The organism is Pseudonocardia sp. CA-107938 (assembly GCF_050936315.1).
GTDB lineage: Bacteria > Actinomycetota > Actinomycetes > Mycobacteriales > Pseudonocardiaceae > Pseudonocardia.
On record NZ_JBNJNA010000001.1, the window covers coordinates 4,864,404 to 4,890,263 of the forward strand.

Sequence of the window (25,860 nt, forward strand, 5' to 3'; positions counted from 1 at the left end):
GCGTCCACGAGACTCGGTCACGGCGACTGACGGAAGGCATCGACGGCGTCGACCCGTCGATCTCGTCGCTTCAACGTCTCCGCACCCCGTGCGGCAACCAATGGAGGTTCGCTGTGTCTGCTGCGCCCGAACGGTCCCCGGTCGCCGAGGTGGATGTGGTCGTCGTGGGCGCGGGGTTCTCCGGCCTCTACGCCGTGCACCGGATGCGCCGTGCCGGGTTCGAGGTCGTCTGCTTCGAGGTCGGCGAGGGCGTCGGCGGGACGTGGCACTGGAACCGCTACCCAGGGGCGCGGGTCGACATCGAGAGCGTCCAGTACTCCTACGGGTTCGACGAGGAGTTGCAGCAGGACTGGTCGTGGCCCGAGCTCTTCTCACCCCAGGCGGACATCGAGGCCTACCTCAACCACGTCGCCGACCGGTTCGATCTGCGCCGGTCCATCCGGTTCGGGGCGCGCGTCGACTCGGTCGTCTTCGACGAGGCGGAGCACCGCTGGCGGGTGGCCACCGAGGCGGGTCACGCGGTGACGGCCAAGTACGTCATCGCGGCGACCGGCCCGCTCGACGCCACGAACGTCCCGCCGTTCCCGGGCATGGACACGTTCCGCGGCGAGCTGCACCACACCTCGAAGTGGCCGCGCGAGGGCGTGGACCTGCGCGGCAAGCGGGTGGGGGTCGTCGGCACCGGATCGACGGGCGTCCAGGTGGTGCCGGAGGTGGCGAAGGTGGCCGGTCACCTCCACGTGTTCCAGCGCACGCCCGCCTACACGGTGCCGGCGCACAACCGCGCGCTCGACCCGGCGTACGAGCGGGAATGGAAGGAGAACTACGCGGAGCGCCGGGCGATGATGCGCCACCACCCCAACGCGCTGGTGCTGCCCATGACCCAGCACGGGTCGGTCTTCGACCACACCCCCGAGGAGCGCGTCGCCATCCTCGAGCAGGCGTGGCGGTCGCGGAGCGGGCTGCTGTTCTTCTTCCTGTTCAACGACGTCCTGACCGACATCAGGGCGAACGAGGTCGTGGCCGAGTGGTTCCGCGGCAAGATCCGGGAGATCGTGCAGGACCCGGACGTCGCCGAGCTGCTGTGCCCGACGACGTACCCGCTCGGGGCGAAGCGGCTCAGCATCGACAGCGGCTACTACGACACGTTCAACCGCGACAACGTCACGCTCGTGGACGTGCGCAGCGACCCGATCGTCGAGCTCACGGCGACGGGGCTCCGCACGCGGGGCGCCGAGTACGACCTCGACGTGCTGATCCTCGCGACCGGGTTCGACGCGATGACGGGTTCGCTCCTGCGCCTCGACGTGGTCGGCACCGGCGGCGTCGCGCTGCGCGACAAGTGGGCGGACGTGCCGTGGAACTACCTCGGCCTCATGGTGTCGGGCTTCCCGAACTTGTTCCTCGTCCACGGTCCGGGGAGCCCGAGCGTCCTGGCGCAGATGGTGACGCAGGGCGAGTACCAGGTGGACTGGATCGCCGACCTCATCACGCGGATGGAGGCCGAGGGCCTCGAGACCGTCGACACCACACCGGACGCCGAGCGCTCGTGGTGCGCCGAGGTGACCGAGCGGGCGAACCAGACGCTGTTCCCCCTCGCCGACTCGTGGCAGAAGGGCGCCAACATCGAGGGCAAGCCGCAGAGCTACATGATCTGGGTCGGCGGGTTCTCCGTCTTCGCCGACCGGTGCGACGAGGTCGCCGCGGCGGGCTACGACGGCTTCGTCCTCAAGCCCTGACAGACCGCCCGACAAACCGAGGAGACACGACGATGACGTCCCTGCCCGTCGAGGATCGGATGCTGATCCACGACCTGATCTCCCGCTACAGCCGCGGCCTCGACACCCAGCGCCGGGCGGAGTTCCTCGGCGTGTTCTGGGAGGACGGCGTGCTGGACAGCTCGCTGGCAGGCGGTGAGTTCGCCGGCCACACCGGGATCGCCGAGTGGTACGACCGCGTGCACAGCGAGGCGGAGTTCGCGCCGTTCCTGTGGGGCCAGCACCGGCCGGCCAACGTGATCATCGAGCCGGTCGCCGCGGACACGGCGCACGTGTGGTGCCAGTTCGCACTGATCACCCGGCTCGACGGCGCACCGCGGATCGCGGCGTACGGCGAGTACGAGGACACGGTGACGAAGCGCGGCGGCGAGTGGCGCTTCGCGCGCCGGGTCATCCGCATCGCGGCCGACGCGGCCGCCCCGACGAGCGCGTAGGAGGCAGGCATGGCCGGACGACTCGACGGCAAGGTCGCGTTCATCACCGGGGCGGCGCGCGGCCTCGGTCGCAGCCACGCGGTGCGGCTCGCCGAGGAGGGCGCCGACATCATCGCGGTGGACCTGTGCGGGCCGCTGGAGACCGTGGACGCGTACCCGCCGGCGACCGAGGAGGACCTCGCGGAGACGGTCCGCGCGGTCGAGAAGCTGGACCGCCGGATCGTCACCGCCGTCGCGGACGTCCGCGACGGGGCCGTCCTGGCCGAGGTGGTGTCCGCCGCGGTCGCCGAGCTCGGCGGTCTCGACGTCGCCGTCGCCAACGCCGGCATCGTCAGCTTCGGGGGCACGCTCGAGCTCGAGGAGCGGGCCTGGCGGGAGCTGATCGACGTCAACCTGACCGGGGTCTGGAACACCGCGCGCGCCGCGCTCCCGCACCTCGTCGAGCGCGGGGGCGGATCGCTGACGTTGATCAGCTCGATCGGCGGGCTGCGCGGCATGCCCGCCGTCGGGCACTACGTCGCGGCGAAGCACGCGATCGTCGGGCTGATGCGCACGATGGCGAACGAGTTCGCCGAGCACGGGATCCGCGTCAACACCGTGCACCCGACGAACACCGACACCGACATGATCCAGAACCCGGGCACGTACCGGATGTTCGCGCCGGACGCGCCGGAGGCCACCCAGGAGGCCGCCCTGCCGGCGTTCCGGTCGCTCAACGCGATCCCGGTGCCGTGGGTGGACCCGATCGACATCAGCAACGCGGTCCTGTTCCTCGCCAGCGACGAGGCCCGCTACATCACGGGAGTCACCCTCCCGGTCGATGCGGGCGCACTCGTCCGCTGAGGAGGAAGACCATGACCAAGCCCGACCTCGGACGGTACGGCGTGTGGGGTGTCGGAGCCCCGGCCGTCGAGACCGCCCAGGCGGTCGAGCGGTGGGGGTTCGGCGCCTACTGGGTGGCCGGCTCACCGGCCGCCGAGCTGGACTGGGCCGAACCCCTGCTGGAGGCGACGGAGCGGCTGGTGCTCGCCACCGGCATCGTCAACATCTGGACGGCCGACCCGCGCACGGTCGCCGAGTCGTACCACCGGATCGACAAGGCGTTCCCCGGCCGCTTCCTGCTCGGCATCGGGGTCGGACATCCCGAGCTGCACCAGGAGTACCGGTCGCCGCTCGGCGCGCTCGCCGAGTACCTGGACGTGCTCGACGAGCACGACGTCCCGGCCGAGCGGCGGGTCGTCGCGGCGCAGGGTCCGAAGGCGCTGCGGCTGGCGTCGACGCGGTCCGCTGGCGCCCACCCGTACCTGACGATCCCGGCGCACACGGCCGACGCCCGGCGGCTCCTGGGCGCCGACGCGTTCCTGGCGCCCGAGCACAAGGCGCTGCTCACGACGGACGTCGAGCGGGCCAGGGCCGTCGCTCGTCGGTCCTTCGCGACGTCCATCCGCAAGACGAACTACCGGGCGAGCTGGAAACGGATCGGGTTCGGCGACGACGATCTCGCCGGCGACGGCAGCGACCGGCTGACCGACGCCGTCGTCGCGCACGGGACCGCGCAGCAGGTGGCGGATCGGCTGGAGGAGTTCCACGCGGCCGGGGCCGACCACGTCCCGGTGCAGGTCCTGACCGACGACCGCACCGTGCTCGACAGCCTCGGTCAGCTCGCGACGGCGTTGGGCCTGCGATGATCGCGGAGTACGGCGAGACCTTGGCTGCTGCGGACCCGCTGGCTGCCAAGACCGTCGTGGTCGTGGGCGGCGCGTCCGGCTTCGGGCTGGGCGTGGCCGACGCGACCGCGCGCGCCGGGGCACGGGTCGCAGTGGTCGCCCGTTCCGCGGAGTCGGTCGACCGGGCGCTCGCCCGGCTGCCCGACGGCGTCGAGGGGCACGTGACCAGCGCCCTCGACCGTGCGGGCCTCGACGCGGTCCTGGGCCGGATCGGGCGGGTCGACCACCTCGCCTACACCGCGGCCGACCCGCCCGTCACCGGGCCGATCACCACGCTCCCGGTCGACGACGTGCGCCGGGCGTTCGAGACGCGGTACTTCGGCGCGCTGACCACCATCGGCGCCGCCGTGCCGCACCTCGCCCGCGACGGATCGATCACGCTGACCAGCGGTGCGGCCGCGGCGCGGCCGCAGGCCACGTCCGGCGTGCTCGCCGGCATCTGCGGCGCCATGGAGGCCCTGACCAAGGCGCTGGCCATGGAGCTCACGCCGGTCCGGGTGAACGTCGTCCGCCCGGGGTTCACCCGCACCGGCATGTGGGCGGACCTGGACGAGGCAACGCGCGAGGCGATGTTCCGGCGGACCGCCGAGACCAACCTCGTCGGGCACGTCGGCGAGGTCGCCGAGGTGGCCCGCGCCTACGTGTACTGCATGACCCAGACCTACGCGACCGGATCGGTCGTCCCGGTCGACGGGGGCTACGCGCTCGTCTGAACGCCCCACCCCGTGCGGTGCTGCCTCGAAGGAGAGGTGCACGTGACCGTCCCATCCGTCCTCGACGTGCGCGGACTCACCAAGACGTTCCCGGGGACGACAGCGCTCGACGCCGTCGACCTCGAGGTCCGTGCCGGCGAGATCCACGCCCTCGTCGGCCAGAACGGGTCCGGCAAGTCGACCCTGATCAAGGTCCTGGCCGGCTACCACACCCCCGACCCGGGCTCGGAGATCCGGCTCGCCGGCGAGTCCCTGTCCCACTCCACCGGTGCCGGTCGCGACCGGTTGCGCTTCGTGCACCAGGACCTCGGCCTGGTCCTGGAGCTGTCCGCGGTGGACAACCTGGCGCTGCGCAGCGAGTTCCTCACGTCCGCCGGCCGCATCCGGTGGCGGGCCCAGGTGGCGCGGACCCACGAGCTCCTCGCCGACTTCGCGGTGGACCTCGACGTCCACGCACCGCTCGCCGCGGCCACCCCGGTGCAGCGGACCGTGGTCGCGATCGCCGCGGCCCTGGCCGGCTGGGAGGGCGGCACGGGCGTGCTCGTCCTCGACGAGCCGACCGCCGTCCTCCCGCCGGGCGAGGCCGAGCACCTGATCGAGATCGTCCGGGCGGTGCGGGCGCGCGGAACGAGCATCCTCTACGTCTCGCACCGGCTGGACGAGGTGCTGGCACTGGCGGACCGCGTGACCGTGCTGCGCGGCGGTCGCGTCGTGGCCACCCGGCCGACGGCCGGCCTCGGGCCGGACACGCTCGCCGCCCTGATGGCGGGTGCCGACGTCGACGTCGACTACCGAGCCGGGTTGCCCTCCGCCGCGGGCAACCCGATCGCCCTCACCGCGCGGGACGTCCGCGCCCGCCACCTCGACGGAGTGTCGCTCGAACTGCGGGAGGGCGAGGTCCTCGGGATCGCCGGGCTCCCCGGCTCCGGGGCCGCCGAGGTGGTGCCCGTGCTCGCCGGCGCGGTGTCCGGGGCCGACGGGGAGATCGGTCTCGGATCGGCGACCGCGGTCCACGTGTCCAGGGCGAGCCGGCTCAACCTGCCGATCGTCCCGTCCGACCGGTTGCGCGACGCCGTGCTGCCGAGCATGTCGGTGGCGGAGAACCTGACCATCTCGATCCTCGGCCGGCTCCGCCGCGGGCCGGAGCTGTCGCACCGGCGCGAGCGCAGCGCCGTCGCCCGGTGGATGGCCGACGTCCGGGTGCAGGCCGCGAGCGACCGGGCCGGGATCAGCACGCTCAGCGGCGGCAACCAGCAGAAGGTGGTGTTCGCCCGGTGCCTGGCGCGCGACCCCCGGGTGCTGCTGCTGTCCGACCCGACGGCGGGCGTGGATCCCGCCGCGCGCCAGGCGATCTACGAGCTGGTCGCCGAGCGGGCCCGCGCCGGGCTGGCGGTCATCGTGGCCTCGGCGGACGTCGGCGACCTGCTGGCGCTGTGCAGCCGGGTGCTCGTGCTGGGCGACGGTCACGTCCTCCGCGAGCTGGCCGGCGACGACCTCACCGAGCACGCGCTGATCCGCGCGATGGAAGAGACGGGGCAGAGATGACCGGCACCCTCGAGCGCCCGACAGCTTCCCGGCCGCCTGCGACGGAGCGGGCATGGGGCCGGTGGGCGACCGCGCTGAGCCCTCGGTCCATCGGCGCCGGCTACGTCCTGGTGGTGATCGTGGTGGCCTTCAGCATCGCGCTGCCGCACACCTACCCGACCCTGGCCACCGTCAAGCAGGTGGCGAACGGCTACTCGATCACGGCGCTGGCGGCGCTGGCACTGGTGGTGCCGCTGGCGACCCGCACCTTCGACCTGTCCTTCGCGTACGTGATGACGCTCTCCGGCGTGACCGCGGCGCACCTCGTGGTGCACGGCATGGACGCGATCCCGGCGATGCTGCTCGGCATGCTGGCCGCGCTGGCCGTCGGTGTGGTCAACGGGCTGGTCGTGGTGGTGATGCGCATCGACTCGTTCATCGGCACGCTGGCGACGGGCTCCCTGGTGCAGGCGTTCATCATCCTGTTCACCAACGCCCAGATCATCGCGGGTGTCGAGCTGGCCGGTGGGTTCGCACGGCTCGCCCAGGTCCAGCTCGTGGGCCTGACCGGACCGGCCGTCTACGCCGTCGTCGTGGCGGCGGTCCTGTGGTTCGTGCTGGAGCACACCGCGGTCGGCCGGCGGCTCTACGCCGTCGGGTTCAACCCCGACGCCGCCCGCCTCGCGGCGATCGGGGTCGACCGGCTCCGATTCGCAAGCCTGCTGGTGTCCTCCGGCCTCGCCGGATTCGCGGGGCTGTGCCTGGCCTCCTCGATCTCCGCCGGATCACCGACGGCGGGCACCGCCTACCTCCTCCCCGCCTTCGCCGCCGTCTTCGTGGGTGCGACCCAGTTCAAGGGCGGCCGGTTCAACGCGTGGGGCACGCTCATCGCCGTCGTCATGCTCGGGGCGGGCACGGTCGGGCTGTCGCTGTCCACCGCCCCCAACTACGCCGCCGACATGTTCACCGGCGTCGTCCTCATCGGTGCGCTCGCCGCCACCGGTCTCCAACGCCGTCGCATCCGCCGCGGCTGATCCCTCTCCCGGAACACAGGAGTTCCCATGCGGAGGAAGTCTCGTCTCGTCCTGCTGGCCGCCGCGTCGGCGCTGGTGCTCGCCGCGTGCGGCAGTGGCAGTAGCAGTGGCGGCGGCAGCCAGGCCGCCTCGGAGCCCGTCGACCAGGCCGGCGTCCAGCGGGCCACCGCCCTCCTGGAGGGGGCGTCGACACGCCCCGCCGACCTCACGCTCACGACCCCGGTCGGCGCGCCGGTGCCCGCCGGCAAGGTCGTCGACTTCGTCAGCTGCCCGGCCGCGGACTGCAACGTGATCGCCGGCGTGCTGAAGTCCGCCACCGACAAGCTCGGCTGGCGGCTCAACGTGCTGACGACCGACGGCAGCCCGGGCTCGCAGCAGCAGGCCTTCGCCCAGATCGTGCGCGACCGCGCCGACGGCGCCATCTACGTCGGCATCGACCGCAGCGTCTACGAGCGCTACCTGCCGGAGCTGAAGGCCAACGGAACCTGGATGGTCAGCGCATGCTCGACCAACCCCCAGGGCAACGGCATCGACTTCGCCATCTGCACCCCCGACCAGCAGCGCGAGACCGGCCGGTTGATGGCGGCATCGGTGGTCGCCGACAGCGGGGGCCGCGCCAACGCCGTCTACGTCAACGTGCCGGCGTTCGACAACCTCTCGAAGCTCCAGGACGAGTACCTGGCGTCGATGAAGGACCTGTGCCCGGGTTGCCCCACGGCGTCGCACGACGTCCCGATCACGGCGCTGGGCAACGGCGTGCCGCAGCTCGTCGTCGGCTACCTGCGTGCGCACCCGGACGTGGACTACGTGGTGCTGGCCATCGACAGCCTCGGCTCCGGCCTGCCCGCGGCGCTGAAGGCGGCGGGACTCGACCACGTCAAGATCGTCGGCCAGGGCGGCGGCGCCACCACCTGGCAGTACATCAGGACCGGTGACCAGCTGGCGTCCGTCCCCTGGCCGTACGTCGAGACGTACCTCGCCGGGTTGGACTCGATCGTCCGGCACGTGACCGGGGTGCCCGAAGTGCCCTCGCAGCTGCCGCGGTTCTGGGTGGTCACGAAGGACAACGTCGCCGACACCGACCTGAAGGTCGACGGCATCACCCCGGTGGTCCCCGGGGTCGACCGGAAGTTCCAGCAGCTGTGGGGCGCGGCGCGCTGATCGCCGCGTGGAGCGGCGGGCCGGGCCGGGCGGCGCCGGTTGGAGGGTGACGCTCGCCGGCGCGGCCCGAAGACTCGACACAGGTACGGAAGGGACGACCATGGCACTGTCGAACGACTTCGATCTCCCCGTCTCGACGACGGAGAACGGGAAAGTCCGTCGGGAGTTCGTCGACCGGCTCTTCGACGACTTCACCAACGGCCGGATCGACGAGTGCGTCGCGGCCTTCACGAAGGACCTCAAGATGGAGGTCCCCTGGCAGGCGCCGGGGATGACGCGCAAGTGCCGCACCCCCGACGAACTCCACGCCCTGCTGAGCTGGACGTACACCACCTTCGTCCCCTTCGCGATCTCCGCGTCGCAGAGTTGGGAGATCGAGTCGGGCGGGATCGCGGTCATCTACGCGACGAACGCGGTGCGCGAGCGGACCGGCCGGCGGTACGACAACGAGTACATCGGCCTGTTCTTCTTCACCGGCGGGCTGATCTCGCGCTGGGTCGAGTACCACAACCCGATGGTCACCGTCGTCGCGCTGGGCCGCTGAGGCGATGGTCGACATCCGGGAGCGGGCCCACGGGGACGTGCGGTCGCCGCGGGCCGGGCTCGGTCTGTGGGACGCCGTCGCGTCGCACGCGCGCTACCGCGGCGGCCGGACGGCGCTGATCGACGACGACGGCGCGGTCACGTGGGCCGAGCTCGTCGAGCGCGTCGGGCGGATGGCCGCGGGCCTGGCCGGGCGCGGTGTGCGGCGCGGCGACGTCGTCGCCGTCGCGGACGCGCTGGGGATCGACTACGTCGCGCTGTACTGCGCGACCGCGCGCATCGGTGCGGTGCTGGTGCCGCTCAACACGAGCCTGCCCGCTGCGGCGGTCCGGTCGTTCGTCGAGCGGACCCGGGCTGGGCTCGTGCTGGTCGGGAGGGAGCAGCAGGAGCTCACGGGAGCCGCGGGCGGCGTCGACGTCCTCGGCGTGGGCGGGGCATCGTGGGCGACCGAGCTGATCGCCGGCGACGGTGCCCCGCCGGAGTCCGAGGCCGAGCTCGACGACCCGCACCTGATCATCTTCACCAGCGGGACCACCGGTGTACCGAAGGCCGCCGTGCTCAGCCAGCGCGCCACGATGGCCGACTCGCTCGCCGGCGCGCTGGCCACCGGGGTGCGTCCCGACGAGCGGCTCTTTGTCTACCAGGCGCCCTACCACGGCGGCACGTGGTCGATGATGCGCCAGTACCTGGTGCTCGGCGGCTCCATCGTCATGGCTCGGCGGTTCGACCCGGCCCGCGCGCTGCGGCTCATCGAACGCCACCGGTGCCACTCCTTCTTCGCCGTGCCCCTCGTGCTGCAGGCCATGGTGGAGGCCGACGGGTTCGCCGACGCGGACCTGTCCTCGCTGCGCACGATCGTCTTCGCGAGCTTCGACCCGACCACCTCGGTGCTGCCGGTGATCGAGCGGATCCGCGAGCGCGGCGCCCCGGCGATGACGGTCGAGCACATCTACGGGCAGACCGAGAACAGCGCGTTCATCGCCAGCGCCCGCCCCGAGGTGTGCGAGCAGCACCTGGCGACGGTCGGCACACCCGTCCCGGGAGTCGTGCTGTCCATCCAGGACCCCGACGGCGGGGAGGTCGCCCCCGGCGAGGTGGGGGAGATCTGCGTGCGCTCGCACTCGGTCATGGACGGCTACCTGGACGACCCGGAGGCCACGGCGGCGGCGTTCCGCGGCGGCTGGCTGCACACCGGGGACCTGGGGCGCATCGATGCCGACGGCATGCTGCACATCGCCGGGCGGCTCAAGGAGATGATCCGCACGGCCGGGGTCAACGTGTACCCGCGGGAGGTCACTGCCCAGCTGGCGCAGCACCCGGCGATCCGGGACTGCGCGGTCTTCGGGGTGCCCGATCCGCGCTACGACGAGCGGGTCGTCGCCGCGGTCGTGACCGACGACCCGACGCTCACCCCGGACGACGTCATCGGCTGGGTGCGGGCGCGCATGGCCGGCTACCAGACCCCGCGCCAGGTCATCCTGCTGGACGCGCTGCCGAAGACCGCCGCGGGCAAGACGGCCATGGCCGAGCTGGTGGACCGCGCCCGCCGCGCCACGGGCGCGGGAGAGAGGAGTGCCTCATGAGCCACGCGATCGTGGGGATCGGGGAGACGGCGCTCGGCAAGCAGCCCGGCCGCACCGCGGTGGACCTGCAGGCCGAGGCCGTCATCACCGCGTGCGCCGACGCCGGCGTCGCGGTGGGCGACCTGGACGGCCTGTTCGACCTCGGGCCCTACTTCCGGCCGTTCCCGATGTTCTCGGCGAGCCTCAACGAGTACCTGGGGATCCGCCTGGCGCGGCAGGCGACGATCGACGTCGGCGGCATCCTGAGCCCCCTGCACATGATCGGCAACGCGATCGCGGCCATCGAGCGCGGCGAGTGCTCGCTGGTGGCGTGCACCTTCGGCGAGGCAGCGGCGACCGGGCGGACCAAGCAGGGCCGCGGCTGGACCATGGCAGCCGACGACCTGGAGTTCGAGGCACCGTTCGGGCTGGTCGGCTCCGTGATCCCGTACGCGCTGGTGATGGCGCGGCACATGGCCGAGCACGGCTCCACGCTCGAAGGGTTCGGGGCGGTGGCGATGGCGGCCCGGCGGCACGCGGCGATGACCGACAACGCGGTGATGCGCCGCCCGATGACGATGGACGACTACCTGTCGTCACGGCCGATCGCGTCGCCGATCAAGCTGCTGGACTCGTCGGTGATCGTCGACGGCGGCGGCGCCGTCATCGTGGCCTCGGCCGAGGTCGCGCGCGAGCTCGGGGCCGCGCCGGTGCGCGTGCTGTCGTCGGCGATGAACTCGTCGCACCGCAACATCGGCCAGTTCCCCGGTATCACCGAGCTGCGCATCGAGGAGGTCGGCGCGCGTGCCCTCGCCGCGGCCGGGTTGCGGCGTTCCGACATCGACCTGCTCCAGGTCCACGACGCGTTCACCATCTCGGTGATCGTCTTCCTGGAGGAGCTGGGCTTCTGCAAGCGCGGGACGGGCGGGGACTACGCCCTGGACGGCAACCTGGAGATCGGGGCCCGCTGCCCCGTGAACACGCACGGAGGGCACCTCTCCCAGGGGCACGTGGCCAGCATGCTCCACGTGACCGAGGCCGTGCGCCAGTTGCGCGGGCAGGCCGGGGCGCGGCAGCTGCCCGATCCACGGTTCGTGATGGTCGCGGGGGCGGGCGGCTACTTCGGGATGAACGGCGTCATGATCTTGGGCCGGGAGTGAGGCGAGCGATGTCCGATCACGTCCCGGTGGCACCGGCCGACTGCGCGATGTCGGCGGTCTCCGAGCCGTTCTGGCAGGGCCTCGCCGCGGGGCGCCTGGTGCTCCCGTTCTGCGCCGCGTGCCGGCGGCCGTTCTTCTTCCCCCGTCGCTGGTGCCCGACCTGCTGGTCGGCCGACGTCACCTGGACCGACGCCGGCGGGGGCGGCACCCTCTACGCCCGCTGCCAGGTCGACGTGCCGTTCGACGGGCGACCGGCCGAGGAGATCCCCTACTCGGTGGCGCTCGTCGACCTCGACGAGGGCGTCCGCATCCCGGGCCGGCTCCGCCGGGCCGACGCCGCGCTGCCGATCGGGGAGCGCGTCGTCCTCGACTTCGCGCCCGACCCGGCCGCGGCGCTGCCCGTCTGGCGCCGCGCATGACGGCGGGGAGAGCCGAAGGCGACTGCCTGCCGTGCTCGCTCGAGACCGCGGACCCGGCCACCGTGGTCTTCTGCGACGAGCTCTGGTCGTGCGAGATCTTCCCCGGGTACGAGGTGCCGGGCTGGTTCGTGCTCCGCGCCCGGCGCCACGTCGTGGGTACCGACGGGCTCGACGACGATGAAGCCGCGACGTACGGGGTCCGGCTGCGCGACCTGACGAGGGCCGTGCGGACGGGAGTCGGCGCCGAGCGCGTCTACGCGGTCGTGTTCGGCGAGCAGCACCCGCACTTCCACACCCTCGTGATCGCGCGGCCGGACGCGGTGACCCACGAGCACCGCTCCGCAGGCATCCTCGCCCTCCGCGCGGAGATGTCGGACCCCATCCGGGCGCGCGCGGCGGTGCTGCCCGTCGCTCGCGCCTACCGCGCCGATCAACCGAGCCGGTCAGCCGAGCACCACATGACGAGAGGGCGATGAAGTACGCGATGCAACGCTGGGAGATGGACGGCATCGGCCGCGAGCGACTCGAGCTCAAGGACGTGCCGACGCCCGAGCCACGACCGGGCGAGGTCCTCGTCGAGGTCGCCGCGGTGTCGCTCAACCACCGGGACAAGATGGTCGTCGAGACCGGCCGGGGGCTGCCGCTCGAGTTCCCCTTCACCCCCGGCTCGGACCTCTCCGGCACGGTCGTGGCGGTGGGCGAGGATGCCACCCGCTTCGCCGTGGGCGACCGCGTCATCTCGACCTTCACCCCGGACTGGGTCGACGGGCGCCGGCCCGGCACGGCGCGGACGCCCGCCTACCGGACGCTCGGCGGCTTCTACCCGGGTGTGCTCGCGGAGTACGTGGCCTTCCCCGAAGGCTGGTTCGTGGCGGCACCCGACTCGTTGAAGCACGCCGAGGCCGCCACGCTGCCGTGCGCGGGGCTCACGGCCTGGTTCGCGCTGGTGGAGCGCGGCGGCGTCCAGGCCGGGCAGACCGTCCTGGTCGAGGGGACCGGGGGAGTGGCCCTGTTCGGGATCCAGATCGGGGCGATGCACGGCGCCGAGGTGATCGTGTCCGCGAGCGCCGACAAGCTCGAGCCCGCGGCCGCGCTGGGTGCGACGCACACCGTGGACCGACGACAGGAGGACTGGCCCGAGACCGTCCTACGGATCACCGGCGACCGGGGAGCCGACCACGTCCTCGAGATCGTCGGCGGTCCGCACCTCGGGACTGCCGTGCAGTTGGCGGCCGTCGGTGGACGGGTCTCGCAGATCGGCGCTCTGGAGGGCTTCGAGATCAGCACTCGCGTGATGCCGCTGATGCTCAAGGACGTCACGATCCAGGGCATCGCGACCGGGCACCGGCGCGCCCTGGAGGATCTCGTGCGCGCGGTCGGCCGTTCCGGTCTCCAGCCGGTGGTGGACAGCAGCTACGGCCTGGCGGACCTGCCCGCCGCGCTCGACCGGCTGGACGACGGGCCGTTCGGCAAGATCGTCATAGAGCTCTAGGTGCACTGACCCGGGAGGTAGTCGACGGTCATGCGGCGCCCGCCGGAGTGCCGGTGGTGGAGGCCGTCCGCGGGTGAAGTCGCGGCGGTCACGCGGGTCCGCGGCGGCGCAGCACCGTGACCGCGAGCGTGGCGCCCACCCCGGGGACGACGCTGAGCAGCGTCGGGAGGCTCCAGGTGCCCGCGCGCAGGGCGGCGCCGACGATCGCGGCGACGTAGGCGGTGCCGTGCAGCGGCCCGAAGAGGGCCGCGACGGCCGGCACGTGCGCCATAGCGAGGTTGACCAGCAGCACCAGCAGGGAGCCGAGCTCGACGGCGGCGAACCCGGTCAGCAGACGGATGCCCACGCCTCACACGCCGGTGGTCGAGCCAGGTCGCACGATCATCAGGACGGTGACGGCGGCCCACAGCAGGTTGAACCCGCCGGTGATCATCCCGAGCCGTGCCGGCCGAAGTGCGAACCACGAAGGTCAGATCAGCCCGCAGCCCGCCCACCGGAGGTAGCGGCTGACGGCCGCGCGTCGAGCCGGGCTGTAGCCGGCATGTCAGGGTCGACCTGGTTGATCACGCCGAGGTCGGCGAGGATCCGTTCCGCGGTTGCAGTGCCGCGGTGGTCGGTGGATCCGGGCAGCCCGCAGGCCCGAACGGCTCGGGTGGGTCTGACGTAGACGACGATCCCGCGACCGTCGGTGGCGAACGTGGACAGTGCGCGGTCGAGCCGTCGTCGACACGGGCAGCCGGTCGAGCCCAGCGCGTCGCCGGTGAGGCATTCGACGTGCACGTGGACAGGCGTGGACGGGTCGACCGGGCCGGCGAGCAGCGCTACGTGTTCCGCACCGTCGCCGAGGTCCGCGTAGCCGACGGCGCGGAACCGCCCGTGTCGCGTGGGCAGGGACGTCTCGACGATGCGGCGGACCTGCGGTTCCCGACGGCGACGGAACCCGATCAGCTCGGTGAGGGAGATCGTGGCCAGCTGGTGCTCCCGTGCGAAGCGGTCGAGTTCCGCCCCGTGGGCCAGGTGGCTCGGCCGTTCCCGGGACACGATGGCGCTGAGCGCGGCGGCGGACGGGAGGCCGGCGAGCCGGGCGAGGTCGACCGCTGCCTCGGTGTGCCCCGGCCGGCTCAGCACGCCGCCGGATCGGGCGCGCAGCGGAACGACGTGTCCTGGCCGGACGAAGTCGGTCGCGGTGGACGTCGGCGAGGCCAGCGCGGTGATGGTGGCGGCGCGGGCGGTCGCGGAGATGCCCGTGCCGACGCCGTGCAGGTCGACGGTGACCTGGTAGGCGGTCCCGGTGCCGGACGGGTCGTCGTGCCGCATGGGGGAGAGGCGGAGCTGGTCGCAGGTGCTGCCCGGGAGGGCGACGCAGACGAAGCCGGAGGTGTGCCGGACGGCGAAGGCGAGCAGCGTCGGGGTGGCCAGGGACGCGGCGAGGACCAGGTCGCCGCCGCGGCCGGGGTCGAGGTCGTCGACGAGCACGACGGGTCGTCCGGCGGCGAGCGCGTCGGCGGCGGGGATCCGGTCCATGACTAGGACTCCACCGGCTGCAGCCGGTGGAAGACGCTGCCGTGGAACACGAGCGGGCTGTCGGGTCGGCTGCCGAGCTCGTGGACGCGCAGCACGACGAGCACGTGGTCACCGGCGGGCACGGTGGTGTCGATCGTGCAGGTCATCCAGGCCGTTGCGCTGTGCAGCAGCACCGCGCCGTCCTGGCCGGTGAACCAGTCGAGGCCGGCGAAGCGATCGCCGTCCTTGGCCGCGAGCTGCCGGCAGGCGCGGTGCTGGGTGGCGCTGAGCACGGAGAGGCCGAGCCGGGGGCGGTCGGCGAGCAGCGGCCACGTCGTCGACGTGAGCTGGATCGACACCGACACCAGTGGCGGTGCGAGCGAGACGGCCGTGAACGAGCTGGCGGCCAGCCCGACCGGCTGGCCGCCGCGGAGGGCGGCCAGCGCGATCACGCCGGTCGGGAAGCTGCCGTAGACCCGGCGCAGGGTCTCGGTGTCGCCGGCAGGTCGGAGCATCGGCCTCAGCCCTGGGGGAGGTCGACGAGGATCTTGATCTCCTCGCCGCGCCGCAGCGGCTCGAAGCCGGCGTCGACGGCCTCGTCGAACGGCACGTGCCGGACCCAGGAGTCGGTCGGGATCCTGCCCTCGCGCATCCACTGCAGCACGGTGCGGAACGCGTGCTTGGTGGACCCGTTGTGCCCGACGACGCTGACCTCCATCAGGGCCACCGGGTTAGGCGAGAAGGACTCGTAGGGCTTCTCGAACAGCCCGATGAGCACGATCTTCCCCCGCTTGCCGACCATGGCGAAGGCCGAGTCGAGGCTGGCGGGTACCCCGGCGCACTCGATGACGACGTCGACGCCGTGGCCGCCGGTCAGCGCGCGGACCTCCGCGGCCGCGTCCTCGGTCGACGGGTCGACGATCCGGGCCTTGGTCAGCGTCTGCAGGGCGGTCCGGCGGGCCGGGGACGGCTCCACGACGACGAACTGCTCCACGTCCAGTGCCTCCAGCGCGAGCACGGCACCGATGCCGATCGGCCCGCCGCCCAGCACGGCGACGCGGGTGTCGCGGCCGATCTCCGCGCGCTGCACGGCGGTCGTGGCCACGGCGATCGGTTCGACCAGCGCGCCCTGGGCGAGGGTGAGCTCGTCGGGCAGCGGGATGATCAACCGGTTGGGCACGACGGCGTACTCGGCCATGGCGCCGATCGGGGAGCCGCAGCCGATGGTGGAGACGCTCCGGTCGACCACCTCGCACAGCACCGGGTAGTCCGCCCGGCACTGCCGGCACTCGCCGCAGCTGTCGATGGGGAAGACGCAGACGCGGTCGCCGACCGCGGTGTCGGTGACGCCGGGTCCGACCGCGGTCACGGTGCCGGCGAACTCGTGCCCGATGGCGCGGGGGCGCGGCCAGCCGCTCTGCGCGCTCGCGTAGTAGAAGTGCAGGTCGCTGCCGCAGATGCCGTTGTGCGCGATGCGGACCTGCACCTCGCCCTCCCCGACCTCGGGGACGGGCACCTCCTCGCGGCGCAGGTCCTGCTCTCCGTGGAGCTGGTAGGCGATCACGAGTCCTCCAGGGTCAGGTGGGCGACGCGCGGGCCGACCTCGGTGACGAGCAGTTCGAGCGAGCGGCGGTAGGCGTCCGGGTTGGCGCGGTAGTCGAAGTCGAACGCGACGAGCGTGCCGAAGCCGCCGGCTTGCTCGAACTCGTGGGCGAGGCGCTCGGCGACGGTCTCCGGGGAGCCGACCAGCCAGACGTCACGGGCGAGGACCTCGGCGGTGACGTCCTCCGGCGCGACGCCGGGAGCGAGGGAGCTGCCGTCGCGCTGGTAGACGGCGATCATGTGCTTGTCGTAGAAGTGGCCCATGAACCCCGAGGTCACCAGCCGGCGCGCCTCCTCGTCGGTGTCGGCGACGAACACCTCGCGGCAGACCCGCCAGTTCGCCCGGTCCGGGGTGTGGCCGCCGTCGCGGGCTGCCGCGGCGTAGCCGGCCCACTGGTCGTGGAGGTGGCTCGCGCTCTTGGCGAAGCTGAGCGGGATGAAGCCGTGGGCGCCGGCGAGCTGGAAGCTCTGGGACTTGGCGCTGCTGCCGGCGATGGCGACGGGCGGGTGCGGGAGCTGGAACGGGCGCACGGTCGGCCCGGCCATGAACGCGTTGAACTCGGGGTAGTCCACCGTCCAGAACGTGCCGTCGTGGCGGAACGGCTCGCCCCGCCAGACCTTCTGCATGATCTCCAGGCCCTCGACGAGCATGGCGGCGTTGTTGCCGCCCGTCTGGAACAGCTGCTGGTCGGCGGGGTACGCGCCGGCCCCGATGCCGGCGATGTAGCGGCCGCCGGTGAGGTGGTCCAGCGCCATGATGCGGTAGGCGAGTGCTGCGGGGTGCGTGTAGGGCACCAGGTGCGCCCCGGCCGCGAGCGTGATGTTCGTGGTCTCTCGGGCCGCGGCGGCGATCACCAGCTCCGGCGCAGGCGAGGCCTGCCAGCCGGTCGTGTAGTGCTCGGCGAACCAGACCTCGTCGAAGCCCAGCTCGTCGCCCCAGCGGGCGACCTGGAGGCTCCACTCCAGGACGTCGCGGAGCGGGGAGTCGGGGTCCGCGTAGGGCGGGCTGAAGATGCCGAACTTCATGCTCTCTCCTTGTTGGGGTCAGGACGCTTCGGCGGACGGCGCCGGGCGGTCGTGGTGCAGCAGCTCGGACACGCTGGGCGCCGCCGCGAGCAGCCCCTTCGTGTAGGTGGCCTCGGGGGTCTTCAGGACCGTCTGCACGGCCCCCTGCTCGCAGACCGTGCCGCGGTCGAGGACGAGGACGTGATCGGCGATGGTGGCGACCACGCCGAGGTCGTGGGTGATGAACAGCAGGCTCAACCCGCTCTCGGAGCGCAGCTCGCCGAGCAGGTCGAGCACCGCGGCCTGGACGGAGACGTCGAGCGCTGAGGTGACCTCGTCGCACACCAGCACCTCGGGTCCGGCGGCCAGTGCCCGCGCGATGGCGACCCGCTGGCGCTCGCCGCCGGAGAGCTCGTGCGGGTAGCGACCCTTGAGCCGGCTCGGCAGCCGGACGGCGTCCAGCAGGCGGCCGGTCTCGGCGGCGAGGTCGGCGCGGCCGATGCGGCGCAGGAGCGCGGCGGGCCGCGCGATCTGGTCGGCGACGGTCCGGCGCGGGTTGAGCGAGTCGGCCGGGTTCTGGAACACCAGCTGGATCCGCCGCCGCTGCGCGACCGAGCGGTCGCGGGCGAGCGGGGGCAGTCGCTCGCCGTCGAGCCGGATCTCCCCGGACGCCGGGGCGAGCAGCCCCGCGATGCTGCGCGCGATCGAGGTCTTCCCGCTGCCGGACTCGCCGACGAGCGCGACGCAGGATCCGCGGTGCAGGGCGAAGGACACGTCCGCGGCGACGGGGACGACGTGGGCGCCGCTGCGGTACTCGACGGCCAGGTCCGCGACGTCCAGCACGGGGGTGCGGTCGGCGACGGACGCGGCCGGGGATCGCTGCAGCGGTTCCTGCTCGATCGCGGGGGTGCGGGTCCAGTACGCGCACCGCACGTCGCGCCGGTCGTCGATGGGCTGCAGCGCGGGGAGCTCCCGCTCGCAGGCCGGTTCGGCGATCGGGCAGCGGGGTGCGAACGCGCAGCCCGTCGACTCGTCGCCGACGCCGGGGGCCATTCCGCCCATCGGCTCCAGCCGCCGCGGCGCCAGGTGGTCCGGCGTCGAGACCAGCAGGCCGCGGGTGTACGGGTGCCGCGGTCGCGAGAGCAGCTCGCGGGCCGGTCCCTGCTCGACGAGGCGCCCGTTGTACATGACCGCGACGCGGTCGGCGATCTGGGAGACCACGGCGAGGTCGTGCGACACGTAGATCATCGAGACGTGGTGCTCGTCCCGGAGGCGGGCGAGCTCGGTGATGATCCTGGACTGGGTGACGACGTCGAGGCCGGTCGTGGGCTCGTCGAGGATGACGACGGGCGGGTCGCAGGTCAGCGCGGTGGCGATGCAGACCCGCTGTTGCTGGCCGCCGGAGAGCTGGTGCGGCAGCCGGTGCCGGAACTCGGCTGTGCCGGGCAGGCCGACGCCGGCGAAGTGCCGCTCCAGCTCGGCGTCGTCGGCGGGTGACCCGCGGTGGGTGCGGATCACGTCCTGCAGGGTGTCCTGCAGCCGGAGGGCAGGGTTGAGCGAGCGTCCCGGATCCTGCGGGACGTAGGAGAGCGACACGCCTCGGCGCCGGCGGAGGGTCTCGTCCATGGCGACGGGCTCGCCGTCGATCCACAGCTGCCCCGCGGAGATCTCGGTCCCGGGGGAGGCGTAGCCCATCAGGGCCCTGGCCAGGGTGGTCTTGCCCGACCCGGACTCGCCGACCAGCCCGAGGATCTCGCCGGGGCGCAGCTGCAGGTCGACCCCGCGCACGATCTCCGGGCCGGACGCGAGCCGCACCCGGACGTTCTCGGCACGCAGCGACGGTGCGGTCATCGGGACTCGACTCCACTCGTGCGGCCGAGCGTGCGGGTGTACGCGTCGGCGAGGAGGTTCACCGCGACGGTGAGGACGGCGAGCATCGCCGCCGGCAGCACCGCCGCCCACAGGTTGGTCGGCAGGATCGTGCGGTTCTCGGCGACCATCAGACCCCAGTTCGCCGCCGGCGGCCGGGCACCGAGCCCGAGGAAGTTGAGGCTCGCCGCGAGCACGATGGCACTGGAGAACCGGATGCCGACGTCGGCGAGGACGGTCTGCACGATGTTCGGGAAGATCTCCCGGTACATGATCGACAGCTGCCGTTCGCCCCGCACGACGGCCGCGTCGACGAAGCCGCTGGTGGCGACGTCCTGGGTGGCGGCGCGGACGATGCGCACGACCCCGGGGAACAGCACCAGCACCAGCCCGACCGCCATGACGGTCGGGGAGGTCCCGCTGCCCGAGATCAGGACCAGCAGGAGCAGCAGCGCCGGGAACGCGATGAACACGTCGACGACACGCATGATCCCGGCGTCGGTGCGGCTGCCGTGGTTCAGCCCGGCGATCATCCCGAGCTGGATGCCCAGCAGGTAGGTGGCGGCGATGCTGACGACGGCCAGCGACAGGACCGGGTGTCCGCCGTGGAGGAACCTGCTGAACACGTCCCGGCCGAGCTCGTCGAGCCCGAACGGAGCCCCCGCGACCGGGCCCAGCCCCGGCGGCCCCAGCGGCCGGTCCAGCGGGAACGGTGCGACGAGCGGCCCGATCAGCGCCACCGCCACGACGAACGCCAGCAGGACCAGGCCGATCGCACCTTGCGGGGTGCGCAGGAAGGCGGGCAGCCGCGTCCTGCCGGGTGCGGAGATGGTCATCGGTGGGCTCCGGTCCGCAGCTTGGGGACGAGGAACACGACGAGCACGTCCGCGATGATGTTGATCGCGATGTAGGCCGCCGCGAGGATCAGGGCGATGCCGGCGACGGTGGGCGTGTCGCGGCGGGTCACGGACTGGACGAGCAGGGTGCCGATGCCGGGGTAGGCGAAGAGCGCCTCGACGACGATGACGCCACCGAACAGGTACTGGACGGCCTGCGCGTAGGTCTGCACGGTGGACGCGAGCGCGTTGCGCAGGGCGTAGCGGCGCCGGACCATCCGTTCGGGGAGCCCGTTCAGCCGGCCCATGAGCACGTAGTCCTGGCGCAGCGTCACCGCCATCGCAGCCCGCACCTGCCGCGCCGCGAAGGCCACGGCCACGCCGAGCAGGGTCAGCACCGGCAGCACCAGGCCGGGCAGGTTCGCCAGCGGGCTCTGCCCGGGGCGCAGCAGCGCGATCGGGGGGAACAGCCCGAGCTGCCGGGAGAAGACCACGATCAGCAGCGTCCCGAGCACGAACTCGGGCAGGCACCCGAAGACCAGCCAGACGTAGGAGGAGATCTGGTCGGCCGGCCGGCCCTCGTGCGTCGCGGAGTAGACGCCCAGTCCGAGCGACAGCGGGATCAGCAGCAGCATCGCGATCGTCGCCAGCACGACGCTGTTGAGCAGCGGCCCGCCGATCATCGACGAGATGCTCGGATCTGGTGCGGACTGGGCGAGCGCCACCGCGGAGTTCCCGAGATCACCGCGCAGGACCCCACCCAGCCAGCCCAGGTAGCGCACCACCAGCGGCTGGTCGAGGCCCAGCTGGTGCTGCAGCGCGGCGAGCCGCTCAGGGCTGGCCCCGCGGCCCAGGACGATGTCGGCGACGTCGCCGGGCAGCGCGCTGGTCGCGAGGAAGATCAGGATGCTGACGACGACGAGCGTGGCGACCGCGTAGAGCGTCCGGCGGCCGAGCGTGGAAAGGATCGGATGCCGGGCCCGCCGGCCGCCGGCGCGTGCCGGCGGCTGACCCGGAGACGCCGCATCGGCGATGAGCTGTTCGGTCACCGGGATTCCTCCTCCGCTGCGCAGATCGTCCGGACGCGGCGGCCCTCCAGCAGGAGCGCCAGCGCGGCGGTCTGCTCGATCTCCTCCACCGCGTCCGCAGCCTCGCGCAGCGTCGGGGCCGCGACGATCGAACCGTGGTTGTGCAGCAGCAGGAACCGGCTCTCCCGGGCAGCGGCGGCGACCGCGGCCACCAGTTCCGGGCTGCCGGGCCGGTGGTAGCCGACCACGGCGAGGTCGGGGACCTTCATGTCGTAGTAGGGCGTCAGCCGCGGCAGCGGATCGCGGTCGGGCAGGTCGGCGAGGCACGCCACCGCGACCGTGTGCAGCGCGTGGACGTGCACGACCGCTCGGCAGGCGGGGTACGCGGCGTAGAGCGCCTGGTGGAGGCCCAGCTCCTTCGAGGGCGCGCGCCCGGCGACGTGCCGGCCGTGCGCATCGACACCGGCGACGTCGGCAGGGTCGAGCGCGCCGAGCACCGCACCGGTCGGGGTGATCCACACGGCGTCGTCGGTGCGGACGCTGATGTTGCCCGTGCTGCCCGGGGTGATCCCGCGGGCACTGAGGTCGGCCCCCATCGCGACCACCGCATCGAGGTCAGTCATGGCCAGGTTCCCGCAGCAGGGCGAAGGCTCGCGAGAAGAGGTCGTCCGGGCCGAAGTTGCCGGACTTGAAGGCCACGGCCAGGTCGCCGTCCGGGGTGAAGGTCCACGGCACGCCGGTGGCGATCTCCGCACCGATCCGCACACCGGACAGGCCGAGCGCGGTGGCCACCGCGCCCGAGGTCTCCCCGCCGGCGACGACGATCCGGCGCGCTCCGGCCGCGACCAGGGCGGCCGCGATCCTGCCCAGTCCCTGCTCGACCGCCTCGGCCGCGGAACGACCGTCCGGCAGCGCCGCGGACGGGGTGTGGTCCGCGTCGGACGCGATGAGGACGGGGTGATCGGCCCACCGGCTCGTCGCCCAGTCGAGCACCCGTTCTCCGACCCCGGCGTCGGCGAGGTCGGTGGCCGAGAGCCTGAGCGCCGGGCCGGGGAAGGCCGCGATCTGGCGCGCGGTGGCTGCGGAGGCGCTCCCGGCGATCACGACCTCGCGGCCGGCGGGCGGAGGCGTGTCGCGCACCAGGTCGGCAGACCCCGTGCCGCGCGCGAGCCGGGCGCAGACGGCCGCGGCCATCGGGGCGCCACCACCGGCGATCGCGTGCTCGCCGACCAGCTCGGCGAGGACGGCGATGTCGTCGTTGTCGAGCGTGTCGGCGATGACGTGCTCGGCGGTGCTCCTCCGCAGCTCGGGCCCGGCCGCATGCCGCAGCTCCGTGAACCGCAGCTGCCCGATCGCAGCGGACGTCTGGGGCCGCAGGACGCGGGTCAGGTTCGCGTCCGTCATCGGGTTGAGCGGATGGGTGCGCATCGACGACTCGTGCAGCGGCACGCCGTCGACGAAGAGGTGGCCGTGATAGACGGTGCGTCCGTTGTCGGGGTAGCCGGGAACGTGCAGGAAGGCCTCGGCGCCGAGCGCGGCGAGGAACGCGTCGGCGACCGGGCCGATGTTGCCTGCCGGCGTCGAGTCGAACGTGCTGCAGTACTTGTAGTAGACGGGCACGACGTCGGCGTCGGCGAAGGCGGCGAGGGTGGCCCGCGCGGCGGCCACGGCCTCGGCCGGGCACACGTTGCGGATCTTGAGGGCGGCCACGACCACGTCGACGTCGCCGACGTCGAGCAGCGCCTGCCGCGACGGCGTGCCGAACGTCAGTGCGACGCGCAGGCCGGTGCGCAGGACCGCGCTGGCCGCGTCGGTCGCACCGGTGAGGTCGTCCGCGATGATCCCGAGCACGACGACTACTCGATCCACCCGTCCTGCATGCGGAAGTTGTCGAAGCTCATCGCCGCGCCCGTGGACAGCCCGCGGACGTTGTTGGCGGCGGCGTCGACGTACGGCATGGCCGCCCAGGCGATCACCCCGCCCTGGTCGAACTGCAGCTGCTGCACCTGCCGCCACAGCGCTTCCGCCTGGGCCGGGTCCTTCGTGGAGATCGCCTTGTTCAGCAGCGCCTCGTACTCGTCCCCGCCGGGTTGCTGGGCCCAGTGGGTGTCCGGGAACGGTGCGGTCTTGGACAGGAACAGCCGGTAGCTGGCGGTGAGCGACACGCCGATGGGCCCGGTGACGTTCTGCCGGAAGTAGCCGGTGTAGACCCCGCCGGCCGGGGTGAAGTACGTCTCGCCGCTGGTCACGTTCAGGTCGACCTTGACCCCGGCCGCCTCCACCTGCTGGGCGAACAGCGTCGCCGCGGAGTCCCAGATGCCGCCACCGGCCCAGGTCTGGAGGCTGAAGGACTTCCCGGCGACGCCCGCCTCCTGGAACAGCGATCGGGCCCGGTCGGGGTCGTGCGTCCGGATCATGTCGGAGGCGAAGTACTGGCTGCCGATCGAGATCAGGTCGTTGGCCGGGGTACCGAACCCGGCCAATGCCCCGTTCACGAGACCCTGCCGGTCACACGCCAGCCGGAACGCCTGGCGCACCCGGTTGTCGGCGAACGGACCCTCGTCGACGCGCATCGTGATCATGGGGATGTTGGCCGCGAGCTCGGACTGGATGACCTGGAACTGCGGGTCCGTCCCCTGCTGGCGGGCGGCCAGCGGATCGACGGCCGGCAGGACGTTCACCTGGCCGCCGACGAGGGCGTTGACCAGCGCCGTCTTGTCCGTGAACGAGCTGTTGATCACCAGCCGGTCGACGTAGGGCTTGCCCTCCTCCCAGTAGTCGCGGTTGGCCTCGAACACGCTCTCGCGGCCCGGCGTGAAGGAGACGTAGCGGAACGCCCCGGTGCCGATCGGCTTGGCGGCCACCGACTCGGGGGTGGCGCCGGCCGGCAGCACGGGGAAGTTGACGTAGACGAGCAGCGTGGGGAACTCCGCGACGGGCCGGGTCAGTGGAACCTGCACCGTGAGCGGGTCGACGGCCTTGACGTTCGGGAGGTCGATCAGGCCGTCGAGGTAGGAGGCCCCGAGGTTGATCTTCGAGTCGGTCCACAGCGTCTGGATGTTGTAGACGACGTCGGCGGCGGTGAACGGCTTGCCGTCGTGCCAGACGACGCCGTCGCGGAGCTTGATCGTCCACTGCGTCGCGTCGGCGTTGGACTCGGCCGACACCGCGAGGCCCGGAACGATCGGGGTGACGTTCTTGCCGGGGTAGAACAGCAGGTCGTAGAGGGCGTAGCAGCGGAAGTAGTCCGAGTAGACCTGCGCGCCGCCCGGGTACAGCGTCTCGGCGTTGCCGCTGCCGGTGACCCCGACCGTCAACGTGCCACCGCGCTTGGGTGTCCCGCCGGGGAGCGCGGCCGGGAAGGCGGTGGGCCCGGGGATGCCGAGCTGGCCGCCGTTGCCGGGGGCGCACGCGGCGACCGCGACGCCGAGGCCGAGTGCCGAGGCGCCGAGGAGGAACCCGCGCCGGGAGAGGTCGGAGCCCGCCGCCTGCTTGACCTTGAACCGAGCGATCACAGCCGAGCCCTTCTTGTTGGACAATCCAGCGTGCGGACAAACCTAACGTTGGGCTAAGATTCTGGCAAGGGCCGGTTCGCGAGTGGTCCCAGGCCGCTCGGCGCGGCCGCAGGCAGCCTGATGTGGCTTCGATGGCCCGATGAACAGTTGGTTCGTCGGACAGCGCGGTAGGCTCGGGATCGAGTAGTCCGGGGGTAGTGATGCAGGACGGAGCGGTGCAGGCGATGCAGCTGCAGCGGGTTTCCACTGTCGACGCGGTGGTCATGGCGCTGCGCGAGCAGATCTTCGACGGGCACCTGCCCCGCGGTCAGATGCTCCGCGAAGGCGTGCTGTGCACCCAGTTCGGGGTGAGCAGGCACTCGATGCGCGTTGCACTGGCCACGCTCAGCCACGAGGGCCTGCTGCGGCACGAGCCCAACCGCGGCGTGTTCGTGCGGACCCTCTCCCGGGCCGAGATCGAGGACTGCTTCCGCATGCGCCGCATGCTGGAGCTCGAGGCGGCCAAGAAGGTCTGCGGCGACCGTGCAGCCCTGGCTCCGGCGCGTCGCGCCGTCGAGAAGATGCTGGACACGACGCCCCGCACGCCGTGGACGGAGACGCGCGACGCCGACCTGGCCTTCCACGAGGCGCTCGTCGATGCGCTCGGCAGCGCGCACATGTCCCGGGCCTTCGAGTCCCTGGTGGTCGAGCTCCGGCTCTGCTTCCTGATCGAGGGTTTCAAGGACAAGGACCAGAAGGGGCTCGCCGAGGAGCACCTCGGGCTCCTCGAGGCGCTGGAGGGCGGCAACCTCGCGCACTCCACGCGCCTGCTCGCGGCGCATCTGGACAAGGCGGAGAACGACGCGATCGTCGCGCTGGCCGAGTCGGAGGACTCCGCGCGCGACGCGGCCACCCTGAGCTGAGCCGTCCGGGGGCCGTCGCGGCGCGCACGTTGCCCCCCGCTGACCCGTCGGGT

The 25,860-nt window shown here is 72.6% G+C and carries 26 protein-coding genes; 15 read left to right on the top strand and 11 right to left on the bottom strand.

The genetic code is table 11. The features are described from left to right. Positions 1 to 113: 113 nt before the first annotated feature. The 14 genes from ACQEVB_RS24095 to ACQEVB_RS24160 all read left to right on the top strand — a co-directional run bounded on the left by ACQEVB_RS24095 (position 114) and on the right by ACQEVB_RS24160 (position 13,547). A complete protein-coding gene (locus ACQEVB_RS24095) occupies positions 114 to 1,739 on the top strand; it encodes a flavin-containing monooxygenase (protein ID WP_432975144.1) in 1,626 nt (541 codons plus the stop codon). Between the two features lie 32 nt (positions 1,740 to 1,771). Beyond that, a complete protein-coding gene (locus ACQEVB_RS24100; RefSeq protein ID WP_432975147.1) occupies positions 1,772 to 2,212 on the top strand; it encodes a nuclear transport factor 2 family protein in 441 nt (146 codons plus the stop codon). A gap of 9 nt (positions 2,213 to 2,221) precedes the next feature. After that, positions 2,222 to 3,055: a mycofactocin-coupled SDR family oxidoreductase gene (locus ACQEVB_RS24105; RefSeq protein WP_432975150.1), complete on the top strand. Its 834-nt coding sequence runs from the start codon at positions 2,222 to 2,224 to the stop codon at positions 3,053 to 3,055. Between the two features lie 11 nt (positions 3,056 to 3,066). Beyond that, positions 3,067 to 3,900 carry an LLM class F420-dependent oxidoreductase gene (locus ACQEVB_RS24110; RefSeq protein ID WP_432975153.1) on the top strand — a complete coding sequence of 278 codons (834 nt, stop codon included), beginning with the start codon at positions 3,067 to 3,069 and terminating at the stop codon, positions 3,898 to 3,900. After that, positions 3,897 to 4,652 (top strand): SDR family oxidoreductase, encoded by a 756-nt coding sequence (locus ACQEVB_RS24115; RefSeq protein WP_432975156.1) that lies wholly within the window; start codon positions 3,897 to 3,899, stop codon positions 4,650 to 4,652. The genes ACQEVB_RS24110 and ACQEVB_RS24115 overlap by 4 nt, the downstream gene beginning before the upstream one ends. Before the next feature lie 42 nt (positions 4,653 to 4,694). Next, positions 4,695 to 6,197 carry a sugar ABC transporter ATP-binding protein gene (locus tag ACQEVB_RS24120; RefSeq protein WP_432975159.1) on the top strand — a complete coding sequence of 501 codons (1,503 nt, stop codon included), beginning with the start codon at positions 4,695 to 4,697 and terminating at the stop codon, positions 6,195 to 6,197. Then, positions 6,194 to 7,210: an ABC transporter permease gene (locus ACQEVB_RS24125; RefSeq protein WP_432975162.1), complete on the top strand. Its 1,017-nt coding sequence runs from the start codon at positions 6,194 to 6,196 to the stop codon at positions 7,208 to 7,210. Before ACQEVB_RS24120 ends, ACQEVB_RS24125 begins: the two co-directional genes overlap by 4 nt. Positions 7,211 to 7,237: 27 nt before the next feature. Next, on the top strand, positions 7,238 to 8,371 hold the full coding sequence (locus ACQEVB_RS24130) for a substrate-binding domain-containing protein (protein WP_432975165.1): 1,134 nt from the start codon (positions 7,238 to 7,240) through the stop codon (positions 8,369 to 8,371). Between the two features lie 100 nt (positions 8,372 to 8,471). Further along, positions 8,472 to 8,915: a nuclear transport factor 2 family protein gene (locus ACQEVB_RS24135; protein ID WP_432975168.1), complete on the top strand. Its 444-nt coding sequence runs from the start codon at positions 8,472 to 8,474 to the stop codon at positions 8,913 to 8,915. Between the two features lie 4 nt (positions 8,916 to 8,919). Further along, positions 8,920 to 10,497 (top strand): class I adenylate-forming enzyme family protein, encoded by a 1,578-nt coding sequence (locus tag ACQEVB_RS24140; protein ID WP_432975171.1) that lies wholly within the window; start codon positions 8,920 to 8,922, stop codon positions 10,495 to 10,497. Further along, positions 10,494 to 11,636 (top strand): thiolase C-terminal domain-containing protein, encoded by a 1,143-nt coding sequence (locus ACQEVB_RS24145; RefSeq protein WP_432975174.1) that lies wholly within the window; start codon positions 10,494 to 10,496, stop codon positions 11,634 to 11,636. The genes ACQEVB_RS24140 and ACQEVB_RS24145 overlap by 4 nt, the downstream gene beginning before the upstream one ends. Positions 11,637 to 11,644: 8 nt before the next feature. Beyond that, positions 11,645 to 12,055, top strand: a complete 411-nt coding sequence (locus ACQEVB_RS24150; RefSeq protein WP_432975177.1) for a Zn-ribbon domain-containing OB-fold protein — start codon at positions 11,645 to 11,647, stop codon at positions 12,053 to 12,055. Beyond that, a complete protein-coding gene (locus ACQEVB_RS24155) occupies positions 12,052 to 12,531 on the top strand; it encodes a hypothetical protein (protein ID WP_432975180.1) in 480 nt (159 codons plus the stop codon). Before ACQEVB_RS24150 ends, ACQEVB_RS24155 begins: the two co-directional genes overlap by 4 nt. Beyond that, positions 12,528 to 13,547 (top strand): zinc-dependent alcohol dehydrogenase family protein, encoded by a 1,020-nt coding sequence (locus ACQEVB_RS24160; RefSeq protein WP_432975183.1) that lies wholly within the window; start codon positions 12,528 to 12,530, stop codon positions 13,545 to 13,547. The genes ACQEVB_RS24155 and ACQEVB_RS24160 overlap by 4 nt, the downstream gene beginning before the upstream one ends. Positions 13,548 to 13,635: 88 nt before the next feature. Here ACQEVB_RS24160 and ACQEVB_RS24165 read toward each other — a convergent pair whose 3' ends face one another. The 11 genes from ACQEVB_RS24165 to ACQEVB_RS24215 all read right to left on the bottom strand — a co-directional run bounded on the left by ACQEVB_RS24165 (position 13,636) and on the right by ACQEVB_RS24215 (position 24,905). Then, positions 13,636 to 13,893: a hypothetical protein gene (locus ACQEVB_RS24165; protein ID WP_432975186.1), complete on the bottom strand. Its 258-nt coding sequence runs from the start codon at positions 13,891 to 13,893 to the stop codon at positions 13,636 to 13,638. 128 nt (positions 13,894 to 14,021) lie between these two features. Continuing rightward, positions 14,022 to 15,071: a 3,4-dihydroxy-2-butanone-4-phosphate synthase gene (locus tag ACQEVB_RS24170; RefSeq protein ID WP_432975189.1), complete on the bottom strand. Its 1,050-nt coding sequence runs from the start codon at positions 15,069 to 15,071 to the stop codon at positions 14,022 to 14,024. A gap of 2 nt (positions 15,072 to 15,073) precedes the next feature. Beyond that, positions 15,074 to 15,565, bottom strand: coding sequence for a flavin reductase family protein (locus tag ACQEVB_RS24175; RefSeq protein WP_432975192.1), 492 nt, complete (start codon positions 15,563 to 15,565; stop codon positions 15,074 to 15,076). Between the two features lie 5 nt (positions 15,566 to 15,570). After that, complete coding sequence (locus tag ACQEVB_RS24180; protein WP_432975195.1) at positions 15,571 to 16,614, bottom strand: alcohol dehydrogenase catalytic domain-containing protein; 1,044 nt, start codon at positions 16,612 to 16,614, stop codon at positions 15,571 to 15,573. Further along, positions 16,611 to 17,678, bottom strand: coding sequence for an LLM class flavin-dependent oxidoreductase (locus ACQEVB_RS24185; protein ID WP_432975198.1), 1,068 nt, complete (start codon positions 17,676 to 17,678; stop codon positions 16,611 to 16,613). The genes ACQEVB_RS24180 and ACQEVB_RS24185 overlap by 4 nt, the downstream gene beginning before the upstream one ends. An 18-nt stretch (positions 17,679 to 17,696) precedes the next feature. Beyond that, positions 17,697 to 19,508, bottom strand: coding sequence for an ABC transporter ATP-binding protein (locus ACQEVB_RS24190; protein WP_432975201.1), 1,812 nt, complete (start codon positions 19,506 to 19,508; stop codon positions 17,697 to 17,699). After that, positions 19,505 to 20,362, bottom strand: coding sequence for an ABC transporter permease (locus ACQEVB_RS24195; protein WP_432975204.1), 858 nt, complete (start codon positions 20,360 to 20,362; stop codon positions 19,505 to 19,507). The genes ACQEVB_RS24190 and ACQEVB_RS24195 overlap by 4 nt, the downstream gene beginning before the upstream one ends. Further along, positions 20,359 to 21,411, bottom strand: coding sequence for an ABC transporter permease (locus ACQEVB_RS24200; protein ID WP_432975207.1), 1,053 nt, complete (start codon positions 21,409 to 21,411; stop codon positions 20,359 to 20,361). Before ACQEVB_RS24200 ends, ACQEVB_RS24195 begins: the two co-directional genes overlap by 4 nt. Further along, a complete protein-coding gene (locus ACQEVB_RS24205) occupies positions 21,408 to 22,013 on the bottom strand; it encodes a class II aldolase/adducin family protein (RefSeq protein ID WP_432975210.1) in 606 nt (201 codons plus the stop codon). The genes ACQEVB_RS24200 and ACQEVB_RS24205 overlap by 4 nt, the downstream gene beginning before the upstream one ends. After that, positions 22,006 to 23,259, bottom strand: coding sequence for a 3-oxo-tetronate kinase (gene otnK / locus ACQEVB_RS24210; protein ID WP_432975213.1), 1,254 nt, complete (start codon positions 23,257 to 23,259; stop codon positions 22,006 to 22,008). The genes ACQEVB_RS24205 and otnK overlap by 8 nt, the downstream gene beginning before the upstream one ends. Then, positions 23,247 to 24,905 carry an ABC transporter substrate-binding protein gene (locus ACQEVB_RS24215; RefSeq protein WP_432975216.1) on the bottom strand — a complete coding sequence of 553 codons (1,659 nt, stop codon included), beginning with the start codon at positions 24,903 to 24,905 and terminating at the stop codon, positions 23,247 to 23,249. The genes otnK and ACQEVB_RS24215 overlap by 13 nt, the downstream gene beginning before the upstream one ends. Positions 24,906 to 25,105: 200 nt before the next feature. Between ACQEVB_RS24215 and ACQEVB_RS24220 the strand changes: the two genes are divergently transcribed. Beyond that, positions 25,106 to 25,807 carry a GntR family transcriptional regulator gene (locus ACQEVB_RS24220; RefSeq protein ID WP_432975219.1) on the top strand — a complete coding sequence of 234 codons (702 nt, stop codon included), beginning with the start codon at positions 25,106 to 25,108 and terminating at the stop codon, positions 25,805 to 25,807. Positions 25,808 to 25,860 lie beyond the last annotated feature (53 nt).

What these genes read in the sequence shown, in the direction of transcription:
- ACQEVB_RS24220 (WP_432975219.1), top strand. Translation starts at nt 25,106, where the DNA reads ATGCAGGACGGAGCGGTGCAGGCGATGCAGCTGCAGCGGGTTTCCACT.
- ACQEVB_RS24205 (WP_432975210.1), bottom strand. Translation starts at nt 22,013, where the DNA reads ATGACTGACCTCGATGCGGTGGTCGCGATGGGGGCCGACCTCAGTGCC.
- ACQEVB_RS24115 (WP_432975156.1), top strand. Translation starts at nt 3,897, where the DNA reads ATGATCGCGGAGTACGGCGAGACCTTGGCTGCTGCGGACCCGCTGGCT.
- ACQEVB_RS24195 (WP_432975204.1), bottom strand. Translation starts at nt 20,362, where the DNA reads ATGACCATCTCCGCACCCGGCAGGACGCGGCTGCCCGCCTTCCTGCGC.
- ACQEVB_RS24155 (WP_432975180.1), top strand. Translation starts at nt 12,052, where the DNA reads ATGACGGCGGGGAGAGCCGAAGGCGACTGCCTGCCGTGCTCGCTCGAG.
- ACQEVB_RS24175 (WP_432975192.1), bottom strand. Translation starts at nt 15,565, where the DNA reads ATGCTCCGACCTGCCGGCGACACCGAGACCCTGCGCCGGGTCTACGGC.
- ACQEVB_RS24130 (WP_432975165.1), top strand. Translation starts at nt 7,238, where the DNA reads ATGCGGAGGAAGTCTCGTCTCGTCCTGCTGGCCGCCGCGTCGGCGCTG.
- ACQEVB_RS24100 (WP_432975147.1), top strand. Translation starts at nt 1,772, where the DNA reads ATGACGTCCCTGCCCGTCGAGGATCGGATGCTGATCCACGACCTGATC.
- ACQEVB_RS24160 (WP_432975183.1), top strand. Translation starts at nt 12,528, where the DNA reads ATGAAGTACGCGATGCAACGCTGGGAGATGGACGGCATCGGCCGCGAG.
- ACQEVB_RS24105 (WP_432975150.1), top strand. Translation starts at nt 2,222, where the DNA reads ATGGCCGGACGACTCGACGGCAAGGTCGCGTTCATCACCGGGGCGGCG.
- ACQEVB_RS24150 (WP_432975177.1), top strand. Translation starts at nt 11,645, where the DNA reads ATGTCCGATCACGTCCCGGTGGCACCGGCCGACTGCGCGATGTCGGCG.
- ACQEVB_RS24140 (WP_432975171.1), top strand. Translation starts at nt 8,920, where the DNA reads ATGGTCGACATCCGGGAGCGGGCCCACGGGGACGTGCGGTCGCCGCGG.
- ACQEVB_RS24190 (WP_432975201.1), bottom strand. Translation starts at nt 19,508, where the DNA reads ATGACCGCACCGTCGCTGCGTGCCGAGAACGTCCGGGTGCGGCTCGCG.
- ACQEVB_RS24170 (WP_432975189.1), bottom strand. Translation starts at nt 15,071, where the DNA reads ATGGACCGGATCCCCGCCGCCGACGCGCTCGCCGCCGGACGACCCGTC.
- ACQEVB_RS24110 (WP_432975153.1), top strand. Translation starts at nt 3,067, where the DNA reads ATGACCAAGCCCGACCTCGGACGGTACGGCGTGTGGGGTGTCGGAGCC.
- ACQEVB_RS24135 (WP_432975168.1), top strand. Translation starts at nt 8,472, where the DNA reads ATGGCACTGTCGAACGACTTCGATCTCCCCGTCTCGACGACGGAGAAC.
- ACQEVB_RS24145 (WP_432975174.1), top strand. Translation starts at nt 10,494, where the DNA reads ATGAGCCACGCGATCGTGGGGATCGGGGAGACGGCGCTCGGCAAGCAG.
- ACQEVB_RS24125 (WP_432975162.1), top strand. Translation starts at nt 6,194, where the DNA reads ATGACCGGCACCCTCGAGCGCCCGACAGCTTCCCGGCCGCCTGCGACG.
- ACQEVB_RS24185 (WP_432975198.1), bottom strand. Translation starts at nt 17,678, where the DNA reads ATGAAGTTCGGCATCTTCAGCCCGCCCTACGCGGACCCCGACTCCCCG.